The 15,103-nt window shown below is 34.2% G+C and carries 10 protein-coding genes; 2 read left to right on the forward strand and 8 right to left on the reverse strand.

The genetic code is table 11. From position 1 onward, the window contains the following. Positions 1-2 precede the first annotated feature (2 nt). The 5 genes from NST63_RS23120 to NST63_RS23140 all read right to left on the reverse strand — a co-directional run bounded on the left by NST63_RS23120 (position 3) and on the right by NST63_RS23140 (position 6,876). Positions 3-473: a PTS sugar transporter subunit IIB gene (locus NST63_RS23120; RefSeq protein WP_212943652.1), complete on the reverse strand. Its 471-nt coding sequence runs from the start codon at positions 471-473 to the stop codon at positions 3-5. Between the two features lie 18 nt (positions 474-491). Beyond that, positions 492-911 carry a PTS sugar transporter subunit IIA gene (locus NST63_RS23125; protein WP_341043833.1) on the reverse strand — a complete coding sequence of 140 codons (420 nt, stop codon included), beginning with the start codon at positions 909-911 and terminating at the stop codon, positions 492-494. A gap of 97 nt (positions 912-1,008) precedes the next feature. Further along, positions 1,009-3,792, reverse strand: a complete 2,784-nt coding sequence (locus NST63_RS23130; protein ID WP_341043834.1) for a sigma 54-interacting transcriptional regulator — start codon at positions 3,790-3,792, stop codon at positions 1,009-1,011. Between the two features lie 230 nt (positions 3,793-4,022). Then, positions 4,023-6,065, reverse strand: a complete 2,043-nt coding sequence (locus NST63_RS23135; RefSeq protein WP_341043835.1) for a Na+/H+ antiporter — start codon at positions 6,063-6,065, stop codon at positions 4,023-4,025. A 175-nt stretch (positions 6,066-6,240) separates the two neighbouring features. Then, complete coding sequence (locus tag NST63_RS23140) at positions 6,241-6,876, reverse strand: 3'-5' exonuclease (RefSeq protein WP_341043836.1); 636 nt, start codon at positions 6,874-6,876, stop codon at positions 6,241-6,243. 262 nt (positions 6,877-7,138) lie between these two features. Between NST63_RS23140 and NST63_RS23145 the strand changes: the two genes are divergently transcribed. Continuing rightward, a complete protein-coding gene (locus NST63_RS23145) occupies positions 7,139-8,077 on the forward strand; it encodes a cation diffusion facilitator family transporter (protein ID WP_212943645.1) in 939 nt (312 codons plus the stop codon). A 58-nt stretch (positions 8,078-8,135) separates the two neighbouring features. Here NST63_RS23145 and NST63_RS23150 read toward each other — a convergent pair whose 3' ends face one another. From NST63_RS23150 to NST63_RS23160, 3 genes are all read right to left on the reverse strand, one after another. After that, a complete protein-coding gene (locus NST63_RS23150) occupies positions 8,136-9,278 on the reverse strand; it encodes a mannitol-1-phosphate 5-dehydrogenase (protein ID WP_278891324.1) in 1,143 nt (380 codons plus the stop codon). A 5-nt stretch (positions 9,279-9,283) separates the two neighbouring features. Further along, entirely contained in the window at positions 9,284-11,368 is a 2,085-nt protein-coding gene (locus NST63_RS23155; protein ID WP_341043837.1) for a BglG family transcription antiterminator, read from the reverse strand. Positions 11,369-11,488: 120 nt separating this feature from the next. Beyond that, a complete protein-coding gene (locus NST63_RS23160) occupies positions 11,489-13,402 on the reverse strand; it encodes a PTS mannitol transporter subunit IICBA (RefSeq protein WP_212943642.1) in 1,914 nt (637 codons plus the stop codon). A gap of 484 nt (positions 13,403-13,886) precedes the next feature. Here NST63_RS23160 and NST63_RS23165 point away from each other — a divergent pair, with 484 nt between their 5' ends. Next, positions 13,887-14,744, forward strand: a complete 858-nt coding sequence (locus tag NST63_RS23165; protein WP_058003220.1) for a flagellin N-terminal helical domain-containing protein — start codon at positions 13,887-13,889, stop codon at positions 14,742-14,744. Positions 14,745-15,103: the final 359 nt, after the last annotated feature.

Genomic DNA, 15,103 nt, shown 5'->3' on the forward strand with positions numbered 1-15,103 from the left:
TTTTATAGTACGTTTTGTGCAAAAATCTTTTTATCGTTTGGAACCTGTCTGATTTCCACTTCAACACCTTGATCTACCATCTTTTTCACTAGTTCCTCCTCTTCAGGTAAGAGGTTAACTGCTTTAGAAATATTTCTAGTTCCTTCTTTTGCTTTCACTCCTCCAAGATTCACCTGCTTAATTTCAGGGAAAGCACTTACAATTTTTTCGGCGTCTGCTACAGATTCAACTACGATGAACAGCTTATATTTATCTGTTACTCCACTTTGCAATGCCTGAATAGAGTCTTCAATATTTTTTATTACTAGTTTGATTCCTTGTGGCTTAGCAAGCTTAATTGTCGTTTTGCGTAACTCATTAACAGGAACATCATCATTTGCTATTAATATGCAATCTGCCCCAATATTTTGTGTCCAAGAAAAAGCAACTTGACCATGTAATAATCGATGATCTACACGCAGTAATTTAATCATTTTCAATATTCCCTTCTCTTAAAATTCATCATCTTCATTGAGCTTATCTAATTCTAAGTTGCAGTATTGAATTGAGCTTTTTGCATTTTCCAATGCTCTCTTTATTAAGGCTTTTGTATCTTTCTCTATCACGCTCATCGTTACCAGTTCAATTACTAATGGCAAATTTAAGCCTGCAACTAGGTGGATATTTTTATTATTTAATAGATTCATAAATTCATTATTGACGCTTCCACCAAAAATATCTGTCACGACTACTAATTCATCTTCTGCCGCAATGCGATTAACAACTGCTGCTATTTGATCTTTAATATCCTCCTTTTCATTTATATAAGCATTAATGGTCCAAACATTATCATGCTTGCCTGTTATTAGTTCTAATGAATTTAGAATTCCATCAGCAAATGTTCCATGGGATGCGAATACAAAGTATCTCATCGATGCCTCACCTCCTTGTTCGAATCCTCTTATCTTATAGAAATGCAAGAAGCGTGCCAAAATAGTGGCACGCCTCGACAAAATGTTTCAAATAATATTAAAATTCATTACTATCAGTAGGTTCAGCAATTAAGTAATCGTAAATATAACCAATCTCTGCTATATTGATTTTGACATTATAAATATTTTCAATGACACTAAATGCCTCTTTAATAGAATATATCATTTCTTTTTGACACTGTTCGAATTCCTCAATATTTGTATAATTTTCAATCGGTGTCTGCCGAATCAGTCTCTCAACCAAACAGCTCATATGTACATACAAAGCTAATTTTTTATCATTAGTAAGACGCTTATTTAATTGTACTTCTAATTGATGAAGAAACGCTTCGACATGAGTAAGAATTTTCTCAGTATCTAATATAGTAATCGACTCAATTACACGTTCAAGAGAAAAATTTCTAATTAAATTATTATTTATAACTTGAATACAATCCTCATTAAAAAAGGGTTTAAATATCTTTCTTAATTTTGCCTCTCCTTGACCAGAAATTAAATCTTCTAAGGAGATATAGTCTACTAAAGGAAGTCCAGGATCGGCTGTTCCGACAATTGACAGTACCTGATACATTTGGAAAATAGCTTCTGATGTACCATGTTCCTTTAATCGATTATAATCATGAGCAAGTACCTTAATATCTAATTCTTCTGGAATACTAGCCTCAAGGAGCTTTTGAATTTGAATAGCTGTTCCCATTCCTGTTAAGCATGTAGTTACAATAACCTTTTCCTTATTTACTTCCGGATAAATGATACTATATTCAGTTTTACTTGTAGCCTGAAGCCTTTCAATCATTTCTTCTATATATAAATTCTTACCTAACATATCTCCAAGGAATAAGGCCATTTGTGTAGACACATTATTAATAATTGCAACTGGTCCATTTACCTCTTTTTTAAATTGTGAATAGATATCCTTTAATGAACCCATATCTACTAAAAGAATTAGCCCTTTTGATACATCATTCGACTCAATGTAATTTAGGACTCTAGAAGCAATCTCTCCAACTGAAACATCAATAGGCATATCAAACGCTTCAAAGACATTTTTATGAAGTAAGCGATTAGCTACATTCGCAATGCTGCTAGCAGTAGCATAACCATGTGCTAGAATGACTGCCTTTACTTTATTATTCGTACGCTCTATCGTCATACTTCGTAAATAAAAGGTTAAAAATATTTCATCCATCTTATACAACTTCACATCAAGCTTGCTTTCCAGCAAATGAACAAATTGTTTTGCTAGTTGTTGTTCCATTTTGCAATTCTCATCAACAAAGCTTGTCAGGTCAGTGATTATTACTTCCTGTTTATCAGTCCAGTGTATTTCAGTATTTCCTTTATAGTAAAGAAAATGTGCCATTGCATAAACACTATTCCCATTAAATTTGACATTATATGCATTTTCAAGATAACGGATAATTTCTTGAACATTCACTGTTGTTATTTCCATCATCACACTCGTATTTTCTTTAGAAGTATCGAAAATAAGCTTGTCGAAAAGAGCTAGAATTTCGCTGAATACTTGCTGTTCAAAAACAGTCATATCTTGCTGCTTTATTTGACTGCGGTCATAAGAGTCTAAAATATTATCATATGTTTTTTTTATCTGTTGGAACCTAGATAAACTCGATTCGTACAGTTGATCCAATGTTGAAGTCGGAAAAATTAAAATATCATTATTTTGCCTATATTTCTGATCAGCAAATCGAATCGTATCCTCTAAAATACTATCAGGTAGATCATGTAACTTGATAGATATTTCTTCCTTCTCTCTATTTTTCATATAGGATGAAGCAGTAATATATTTAATTGTATTTTTAAAGTCTCCAATATTCCCTGAATAATGATGCTTTATTATTACATCTAGCGCCCTGCTTGATATACGTAATGGTAAACTAAATTTCCTTGATTCATTAATGAGAAACATATAAGCCAATTGCTTTTTTTCTTTCTCACTTCTATCATTTAGACTTGGAATAATGACACGAATAGGAATTCTTCGTAAAAATGTACTTAGAAAGCTTTTTTCTAAATTTTCCGTGGTCGCAAAAATAAAACGTACTTTTGCTTGATGAGATCCTTCGTTCTCACCCATTCTCCGAAACACACCTTGATCAAGAAAGCTAAACAACTTTTCTTGTCCTTCTTCATTTAATCGATGCACTTCATCTAGAAATAAGATTCCTCCATCTGCAGCATCTAACAAGCCTGCTTTCATAGAATCCGCCCCTGTAAAGGCACCTTTGACATATCCAAATAAACTACTTGATAATAATTCAGGATTATTAGCATATTGAGCACAATTAAAGCTAATAAATGGAGCATCTTCAGCTAGAATTCCTTTTTCAATACTGTATCGATATATCAGATTCGCAATATAGCTTTTCCCTACACCTGTTGGTCCATTAATCATGATCGGCAAGCCGCCATCTGGATAGAAAATTGATGTTTTAATTTGTTCAATCGCTTTGTATAAGCTGTCCTTCGAACCTATTAATTCATCAAATAAGTCTGGACATGGATTAATTTCCATCTCAAGTTGACTTTCCTTTAATTCTTGTAAGCTGTCATAGATAGACTTATTTACTGTAAAAAAAGTTTGTTCAAAAACAAACTTACTCAAAAAATAAACTGGTCTTGTATTAATCTTAATCACTTTATCCTCCTGGACTAATTGATTAAGATAATGACTGACAGTATTCCGTTTAACATTGAATAATTCTGATAGTTTTGACGCAGTAAATGATGTTGACGGACTGTCCCATTCAAAATCCTTTGTCTCCCTATTTAAAAATGAAAGTAAATCATCTTTTAACATTTTTGTTCCACCTCATTTGTACGAAAGACAATTTGATTTATTTGAAATCATTAGAAAATAATTTCGTTTTCATTTTACCTTATTTCCCTTAAATATCAACACACCTTGCTTATCATTAAACGGATTCATCCTAACATGCCGTAGACAACAAAAGGGAGCACCTATAGGCGACTCCCTTTTTCATTCAAATTTATAAGACCAACTAATTTTCAGCATCAGCTTAGAATTGATCATGCATCATGTAAAGTATTCTCTTCCATCCAATATGCTTCTCTTATATTAATTTGTTGACGTAGTTTTCTAACAACATCAGCAGTAATATGGGCCTTTTCATACATTTTCTGGACCTCATCTCTCTCCGCTTGAAACGCCATATCCTGTAGCTCTCTTTCCATTCTTGCATATTTTTTAGAAGCATCAGCATTTTTTACTAATTGTAATTTTGTCAAAAGCTCATTATACTCGCCAATAATTATATACGTAATATTTCTGTTTTCCGATGTCATTCCTTCTTTTAATACCTTAATGGCTACCTCTGCCATTTTCATCTTTAGCTGAAGCATCATTGTATATCTTTCCCTACGTTTTTTCCGTCTCTCTTGCTTCTTTGGAAGAAATAGCTGGAATAGTTTTAGGATGCTTCTTTTAATTAAACTCCACATCACCAGTGCTCGGAATTTAATGTGATTCGTAATAGCGATTTCCATTCTTCGAATATATTCTTGAGATAAATAAGCAATCGTTCGGTCGATTTGTTTTTCTTTTACTAATTTTTCAATATAGTTTGATTCAGCTTCAAGAGCCTTCATCCGAATAGACTTTTCCATTTTTCTCGCTTGAAAGGAATCATCTTCATTATTTGTGTATTTTAATTGATTAATTTTACTATTATAGATGGAGATAATGGAAAAAGCTGCAGAACGATTTTCGTCATTCATCACTTCTCTTATTGCACGAATAGCAGCTATTTTTGATCGAATTAACGCATCCTTTTCCATCGCTTCTCTTTCAGCTTCCCTTTTTCCTATTTCAGACTTAGCCATGACTGGTAAAAAAATACTAGCTATGATTAGCGTGACTAAAATAACCCCAGCTGCAATAAAAATAATTAATGAACGTTCTGGAAAAGGACTTCCATCATTTAAAAAATAGGGAATAGAAAACGAACCAGCCAGTGTAACTGCTCCCCTTACACCAGATATTGTAGTAATACCTATTTGATTAAGATCAAGCTTTCTAATTTTCCTTTTTTTTAGCTTCCATCCTACCCATGAGGAAAAATAAATCCAGATAAATCGAAGTAAAAGCAGTGCTGCGGTGATAATCAAAATGTATTTAATAACAATGATATTATTAAATAATGGATCTTTAAAAATTTCATTCCCGACACTAGGAATTTGTAATCCAAGCAGAACAAAAACAAGTCCATTTAATATGTATAGAATCACTGTCCACGTACTATTGGAAACAATCTGCAACTCGACCGTCGGAGACTTTTCTCGATCCTTTTCAATCGCATGCACAATACCAGCAGCAACAACAGCTAAAATACCTGAAAGATGAAAATGCTCTGTTACTAAGTAAATAATAAAAGGTGTGAGGATTTGGATTAACATGTGAATGGTTACATCCTCCATACCAAAGCGGCGAATTAACACTCTAAAACGAATGATAATGATGGCAAGAAGTGCTCCTCCAACGAAACCTCCTATAGCAATCACTAAAAAGCTCACACTTGCATTTACTAATGAAAAAACTCCTGTTACTGTCGCAGCAACTGCAAAATTGAATGCTACTAAACCAGATGCATCATTCATTAGTCCTTCTCCTTCTAGAACATGCATGACCGTTTTAGGCATGCGTACCCTACTGGACATTGCACTTACTGCTACCACATCTGTAGGGGATAGAATAGCAGCTAAAGCAAAAGCAGCCGGGAGAGGAATAGAAGGGATCATCCAATGAATTAAAAATCCAATAGCAAACACTGTAACAAAAACAAGTCCTAATGCCAGCAATAAAATTTGTGTACGTAAGCGCCAAAGGGCTTTTCTTGATACATGTCTGCCATCATTAAATAAAAGTGGTGCGATAAATAGGACTAAAAATAACTCCGTTTCCATTGGTACATGAATTCCGAATGGAAGAATGGCTACCAAAATACCCAGAGCTATCTGAATAAGAGGAACAGGAATAAACGGGATCAAGTGATTAACAATATTAGAGAGACCAATAATAGCTAAAAGTAAGAGAACAATTAAAAACATTTCCATTCATTCTTATTCTCCTTTTTTACCATTTAGCGTTAGAAAATATTCATTGAAATATGCGTCAAAAAATGAAACTTTTTTGACCTCGAGGAGCAGCACATTAGAACTGAAATCAGTAGAAAAGACCAAGCTTTTGAAGCCATCAAAAAAAGACTCAATACGAGCCTTTTTCACTTATCTATGTAATTTTATGATATTTCTCTTTTTCTTTTTTTCTTTTTTTGGACGAAGAAACTAAAGAAGACCGGTAATAACCTGGTGATATCTCACCCGCTTTAATATTTGTTTTGGAGAATACATCATCTAAATTAAATAATTCATACTCCCTGGAGAGATTCAACACTATCTCTGCACATGCTTGTGCATCACTTAATGCATGATGGTGATTTATAATATCAATTTCAAAATGGTCACAGACAGATTTAAGTGAATAACTCCCTATTCCCTCAATTAATCTCCTTGATAATTGATAGCTACAAAGCAATTTACTTGGAACCGGCATTAAATTATAACGAGCTAAGCTATCTCTTAATACATAGCCATCAAAAGCTAAATTATGAGCAATAATTAGCCGATTCTCTAAATAATGCTGTATCGATTGATAAAAAGTATTAAATGTTGGAGCTCCTTCTACATCAGTCGGCTGTATTCCATGAACAGATATATTCATTGGATCAAAGGGTTCCTCTGGATCTATTAATGAATAAATCGAATCCACTATTTTATCATTTTCCACAAACACCATACCAACTGAACACACACTATATCGATTTCGATTGGCTGTTTCAAAATCAATAGCTATAAAATCCTTCATTTAGACTCTCCTCTTCAACATTCGTTATAATTACCTCCATTATAACAAAGCATGACCATTTTATTTAAATATGTGATTCATTCTTTGAATACTAAATTATCCCAAAGTGATTTTCATCTTTTAATAACTATTGACAAATATTGCTTGCGAATATATATTATATATGAATATATATTCATATATTAAAATTAAGTACTTAGTTCATTTTTTATGTCTTTAATCGCTTTTTTATCACATATTAAAATAATGAGGAGGTTGTATTATGGGACATCACCATCATTCAGGCGATCATCACGGACATCATCATGGTCATAGTCATTTTGCGGAAACAAGAGAAGGGAATAAAAAAGGATTAATTATCGCTCTTACGATTACGGCTGGGATCATGTTATTAGAATTTTTCGGCGGTCTTGTCACAAATAGTTTGGCTCTCTTATCTGATGCTGGTCATATGTTAAGTGACACCAGCTCTTTAATATTAAGCCTATTCGCTATTTGGTTCGCTCAAAGACCAGCTTCCCGTAATAAAACATATGGATTTTATCGTTTTGAAATATTAGCTGCTTTACTTAATGGATTAACCTTATTTATCATTGCTGGCATTATTGTTTGGGAAGCCTATGGACGATTTTTCGAACCACCTACAGTAGCTAGTGGTTCAATGATGGTTATTGCAGCAATTGGACTAATTGCAAACTTAATTAGTGCATGGTCTCTTATAAGAAAAAGCGATATAAAAAATAATGTCAACTTACGAAGTGCCTATTTACACATATTAGGAGATGCTTTAGGTTCGGTCGGTGCTATTATTGCTGGTGCCTTAATGCTTTTATTTGATTGGTATATCGCTGACCCTATTATTTCCGTGATTGTCGCTCTATTGATTTTAAAAAGTGCATGGGGTGTAATGAAGCAATCCATACACATCCTAATGGAGGGTACCCCTATTACTATTGATCAAAGTGAAGTCGAATCCTATTTAAAACAAATTAACGGGGTAATCAACGTACATGATCTTCATATTTGGACAATTACATCTGGATTAGATTCTTTAAGCTGCCACCTTCTTGTTGAAGAACATGCTGATACTCAAGAAATTCTTCAACGGGCAATAGATTTAATAAAAGATAAATTTCAAATTGAACATACAACAATACAAATAGAAACGAAATCTTTAAACCATAGTGATTTAAAAATTTAATAAACCAAAAAAGTCGCAAAAGAAAATTGAGTTTCTTAGCGACTTTTTTTTGTAGGAGTTATTTATTTAATTGTTCATATTGCTTTAGAACTTCATTTGTAATGTCACTGTCCTCAGCTAACCCGCTTACTTCCTTCAATACATGAGATACACCATGAGCACTTATCATTTCTTGCAATTTCACTGCTTCTTCATCTTCTTTATAATCGAACAGTAAAGCAGAAGCAATAGCTTTTGCAAGGTTTGTGTAAGAAAGTCCGGCTTTATGCGCCTCTGTAGCTGGGCGGACAAGCCTATCATTTGGTCCTAGCTTACGGATTGGTGAGCGGCCTACTCTTGTAACTGCATCATTTAAATAGGCATTTTTAAATCGTTGAATAATTTTATTGATATATTGTTCATGTTCATCAGGATTTAATCCATACTGCTTAATCAGATAAGCACCCGTTTCGCCAAGAGTCTCTTTAACTTGCTTCACAATGGCTTCATCAGCCAAAGTTTGGTCGATCGTTGTTTTATTTTCAAGATACCCTAAATAAGCAATAACAGCATGTCCTGTATTAACCGTAAATAATTTCCTTTCAATAAATGGGGCTAAATCAGAGACAATTTTCATTCCTTCAACTGGTGGAATGCTTTCTGTTGTTTCCACTACCCATTCGTAATAAGGTTCAACAAGCACATCAAGTGATCCTTGGTTATTTTGAATAGGAACAATGCGGTCAACAGCAGAATTAAAGAAATAAATTTTATTCGATAAATGCGCCTTTGTCTCTGCGTCTAAATGTTCTTCTATGTAGCCCTTTAATAAATCTGTTGCAGAAATTTGGTTTTCACAGGCAATAACATATAATTTTTCATCTGTTGTCTTGACTCTTTCAATTAACCCTTTTGCGATTAATGGTGCGATACGTGGAAGAATGTTAGGCCCTATGGCAGTCGTTAAATATGTTGCACCTTTTATAGCCTCTACAACTTCAGTCTCTTGCTTTAAATTATTTAATCCAGATACATTACTAATAGTCACAGTTTCTTTTTGATCCGTTGCTAATTTTACATCGTATTGTTTGTCCTTATTTAATTGGTCAATAATTTGATCTGCTATATCGACAAAAGTAACATGATAGCCAGATTGTGAAAATAGTGCTCCAATAAACCCTCTACCAATATTTCCTGCGCCAAAATGTACAACTTGTTTCAATTATCTCATTCCTTTATCAAATTAGTAAATAAATAGTCTGAAAAAATGGATTCCATTTTTTTACGAATTACTGCTTCATCAGCTGATGAAAACATCATGATAGCATCATTATTTTCGATTAAACTAGTACTTAATAGGCTTATAATTTCCTGTTCTCTAGAACTTAATTCTTCTGGAGCCAACATCAGTAGAAGACTTTTCATCTGCATGCTTTGCCCATCCATTCCCATTACCGAACAAGGCTCATTCAAATGAGCAATTTGAAAAATTAATTGATGTACATGCCGATTTCGACAATGAAATAATCCCATTCCTGTTGCTGGAATTCCTAGACCTCCTTTTCTTTCTCGATCGATTAAGGAGTCCATAACATTTTCGACATTGGTTAATAGCTTTTCCTTCCTAGCCTTCTCTAACATCCCCTGCATAATTTGTTTATAATCATTAGTATCCTTCACTCGATACACTCGGAAATGCTGAAGGATGGCTTCTATACCTGTTTGTATATCTTTCATTTCCTTCAATACTTCCATTAGAGAAGGACGTAATTTTTTGGAGGAGGCATTTTCTTGAGTTCCACTATATAATTTATTTTTTGTTAGATTTTCAATATTTTTTTGTAAAAACCCTCTAATAACAGCTATATCCTCTGTACTTAAAAGTGGATTTACTAAGATATATTCTTTATTTAAGAATGGAAGACGAACAGTCGAGAGAATGACATCATATTGTTGTAGATTCCCTTGCAACTGAACATCTTTAATTGATTTAATATCAACCGAATCAATCTCTAAAAATTCCTTCTTTAATCTACTTGCAAGCATTTTTGATGTACCAATTCCTGTAGGACAAACTACTAGTGCTTTAATTGCAATCTCCTCTTCCCTCAGGACTAGTGCAGAGCCAAAGTGGAGAACAATGAAGGCAATCTCATCATCTGGAAATTCCTCAATCTCTTTAAATTCCTTTTCCACACTATTTTTTACAGCTAGAAAAAGCACCGGATATTTCCTTTTGATTTCCTCAGTTAAAGGATTAAACAACTTCAAACCTTGTTTCAAACGAAATAACGATGGTTCCATATGGGCTAATAATCCTTGATATAATGAAAAATCATTTGTTAAATCAATATGCAATTGGGACGAGACATATTGAATCACATTTTTAATCATTTGCCCCAATACCACACTATCGTATGGAATATTAATTGCCTCCTGTAGCTTAGAACCTTTTAAAATGGTAGTCAGAAAGTCCAAATCACCTTCATTAAACCTAACAGAAAATCGCTTTTCTAAGTCGCTACATATTTTCATAATCAAACGATATTCATCAGAATCATCTCTTGAAATTATTTCATTCTCAATAAGAAAACCATCAGTAACTCTTTGCATCGTAATGTAAATTTGAATAACAAGGCCTATGTAGTCACTATCTGCCAAACGAGATTGTCGACTGTTCACTTCATTATTTACCAAATGATCGATATCTAATAAACGATTAGGTTGAAAAAAATAAAGGATTTGATTTTGATTTGATTGTCCCTTTTCTAGTAAAAATAGACTCTCAATAAGCTCTTCATTAAAATAAAGCAAAAAATAACTAGCCAAAGCTTTTCGTTTATTTTTTTCTGTTCCCTTTAATTCAACACCCACACCTCTTTTTCGGTTGATAACTAAATTAAAATTCCTTAGCCATTCTGTTAATTCGTCTAAGTATCCAGTTAAAGTAGTAATACTGACACCAAGTTCGTTTGCTAAAACTTGTATTTTGAATGACTCACTTTCCTGTAATAAGTTCAAAAAAAGTAAGAGCTTTTTTTCTTGTGGTGGTTGATCTACCGGCTGACTTCCTGTTAAATGTTGAATTAAACGAAAAATTTGTTCATTTTTCCCCTCGATCATTAATCCATCTTTTGTATTTCGGATTAATTGAAGATGAAATTGATGGAGAATCTTTTCAATTGTTTTCAAATCTCTCTGAATCGTACGGACACTTACATTTAAAAAAGTGGCTATGGAAAAAGCCGTATGTTTCCCAGATGTTTTAATAATAAGCTCGATGATTGCTTTTTCCCTTGAAGTAATAAACATAGCTACCATCTCTTTTCTATTATTATTACAAGAGAAAATACAGAAATAGAAAAGTGTTATAAAACACTTTTCTATTCCTAGTTCTAATAATGAAGTGATCGGTACATTTTCAACAAAAAATTATTCTTTATTATTTAATATATCGATAATTTCTTTTGCTGATTTTGCCTCGACCATTTTTTCTATATTATCCATTTCAGAGCATGTAACGGCGATACCAGATAATATTTCTAGGTGTGTGCCATCTTTCCCAGCAATACCAAAAATCAAACGGACATTATTTCCATCAAAGTCTACACCATTTGGAACTTGAATAACAGTAAACCCAGATTTTAATACATCCTTTTTCGCTTCTTCCGTACCATGTGGAATGGCTACATCATTCCCCATAAATGTTGAAGTCAATTGGTCACGTGCAATCATTGCTTCAATATAGCTTTCTTTTACATATCCTGCATTATATAAAGCACGACCAGCAAACCGGATTGCTTCTTCCTTATTAACAAAGGATTGATTTAAAAATACATTTTCTTCTAAAAGCAAGTCATTATCTGTATTTTCATTATCCTCTGGACCAGGTACTGCTTCTTCTGCATCCTCAACGATTTCTTGTAGATTGTCTTTTCCATCACCTTTTAATCGCTCAATTAATTGGTCATATTCCGGACTAGATAAGAAATTATCAACCGATACATGGAATGCCTGTGGAAGCTTGTTTTGCGCTCGTGGAGTCAATTCTTCCTGTGTCACAACAATTTGTGCATCAGATGGTAAATTACTAATGGCTGTGTTTGTTACAGAAATATTTAGACCCGCTTCATTCACCTTTTTGCGCAATAGTGATGCACCCATTGCACTTGATCCCATTCCTGCATCACAAGCAAATACGATTTTTTGAACATTTTCAGGAAATTCTCCTGGTTGAGAAGCAAATACATCAGCAACTGAGCTTTTCTTACCTTTCATTTCTTCCATTTTTCTTGCTGCATCTTCAATATTTTCTTCTGTTTGCTTACCTGTTTTTAAAATAAGTGCAGATAAAAGAAATGAAACAACACCGGCAACAAGAACCCCAGCAAAGTTAGCAATATATGAACCAGCTGTGTGTGGTGTAACAGCAGCAATTGCTAAAATACTTCCTGGGGAAGCAGGAGCAAATAATCCACCGCCCAATAGAACTAATGTGAATACCCCACTGACTCCTCCAATAATAACAGCGAAGAATAGCATAGGTTTCATTAAGATATATGGGAAATAAATTTCATGAATTCCACCGAAGAATTGAATAATAGCTGCCCCTGGAGCAGATCTCTTTGCCGTACCTTTTCCAAAAATACAATACGCAAGCAATACACCAATACCAGGACCTGGATTCGCTTCTAAAAGGAATAAAACCGATTTTCCTGCATCCTTTACTTGCTCCACGCCTATTGGAGATAGAACACCATGATTAATGGCATTATTTAAGAATAAAACCTTTGCAGGTTCAATAATAATACTTGTTAGTGGCAACAGCCCTGTTCCAACTAACCAATCAACACCATCTACTAATAAACCAGTTAATCCTTTAACGGCAGGACCAATGGCTAAAAATGCTAATATAGCTAAAATTCCACCTAAAATCCCCGCGGAGAAATTGTTTACAAGCATTTCAAAACCAGCTTTGACCTTCCCTTCGATTAACTTATCGAATTTTTTGATGACATAGCCGCCTAATGGGCCCATAATCATTGCACCTAAGAACATCGGTATATCTGTTCCAACAATGACACCCATCGTTGCAATAGCACCTACTACCGCTCCACGTTGGTCATGTACAAGCTTACCACCGGTATAAGCAATTAATAACGGAAGTAAGTATGTGACCATTGGATCAACCATTTTGGCAAGGCTTTCATTTGGGAAGAAACCAGTAGGAATAAACAATGCCGTAATTAATCCCCACGCAATGAAAGCGGAAATATTTGGCATAACCATAGAACTAAGAAAGTTACCAAACTTCTGTACAGCTACTTTTATATTTGATTGAGCCATTTCGCTCTCTTCCTTTCATTAGATTTTACACTATCCATGTTAAATCACAGAAAACCTTCATTCAATGATGAAGAAAGCTAACTTTGTCGCAATTGAATTGACAAAGGTATTGTTTCACATTGGATGAGGAATTATCCAATGTACGACAGCGGTTATACCAGGAGGACTTCATTCTTTTATTTCGACTCTTTTCTCAAACATTGTTGCTATTTAAGTTAAGTTTTTAACGAATAACAATGGGTGAATCGTTTTTAAGAACGGAAATAATGCCCACTTTTCTTCGCAAGGCACCTTCATATTCCTAGGTTCTTAACCGATATAAAGAAGAGGGATAAGTAAAATACTGGATGAAATGTATTTTTCCTCTCAAAAGTATTACATTCAGCTAGAATATCATTTTTAATAGTAAAAATAACTAAAGAAAGGAGGGAAAATGGAACTTTTAGCAAAGCAGTACTAGATGGTTTGCTAATGTGAAAATCCCATGATTATTAATCATAATATTGCTGCAATGAACGCCTATCGAATGTATAATCGAGCAATTACAGCTCAGAGTCGAGCAATGGAAAGATTATCTTCGGGATTAAGGATTAATCGAGCAGCGGACGACCCTGCTGGATTAGCGATTTCTGAAAAAATGCGCGCGCAAATTAGGGGGTTAAATCAAGCTTCCCGAAATGCTCAGGATGCGATCTCTCTTATTCAGACTGGAGAAGGCGCTCTTAATGAAACACATTCGATACTGCAAAGAATGCGTGAACTTTCAGTGCAGGCTGCTAATGACACACTTAGTGATGCAGATCGTAATGCGATTCAAGAAGAAATTGACCAGCTTACTGAAGAAATCACACGGATTGGTAACGACACTGAATTTAACACAATGAAATTATTGGATGGCTCAAAGAGTTCATATACGATCCAAATTGGCGCAAATGCAGGACAAACGATGGTCATTGAAATATCAGATATGCGTGCTGAAGAGTTGGGATTAACTGACAGTGGGAATGGTGAGAAAGGTTATACAGCAAAAGGAACTCTTGATATGTCCTCGCATGAATCAGCTTCATCAGCAATAGATAAGATTGATCAGGCAATGAAGACTGTATCGTCTCAACGTTCCAAACTTGGAGCTTACAGCAATCGTCTTGAACATACAATCAATAATTTAGAAAACACTGCAGAAAACCTAACAGCAGCAGAATCAAGGATTCGCGATGCTGATCTTGCAAAGGAAATGATGGAGTATACGAAACAATCCATCCTTGCACAAGTTGCGATGGTCATGATGGCTCAAGCCAACCAACAGCAAAGTATGATTTTACAATTACTAAAGGTGAACTAGAGAACTAAAAAGGAATTTACTATTTGACGAGAGAGCTGCCTTCTCTCGTCTATTTTTTATCGGCTTTCACTTCTAGATCGAGTTCTTGGTATATGCCCCTAACATTCTTAGAAAGATTGTTTAAATAAAGACTGTTTTCGTATAGTTTGTTGCTTTTGTAAAAGCCAACCGCCGGCTTTTACACCCAATAAAGGATTCAGTAATTCTTATAGAGATTGCTGCTCTTTTCTCAGAGATATGAAAGGTGTTTTAGTCTTCAGCCGAAAGTTATCAGTTAAAACTTTACTTAAAAGCAACAATGTTTGAGAAAAGAGCATAAATAAAAACTAAAAAAAGGAATTTCAACCATCTTTGAAATT

Source organism: Heyndrickxia sp. FSL W8-0496, assembly GCF_038007825.1.
Classification (GTDB): Bacteria; Bacillota; Bacilli; order Bacillales; family Bacillaceae_C; genus Heyndrickxia; species Heyndrickxia oleronia.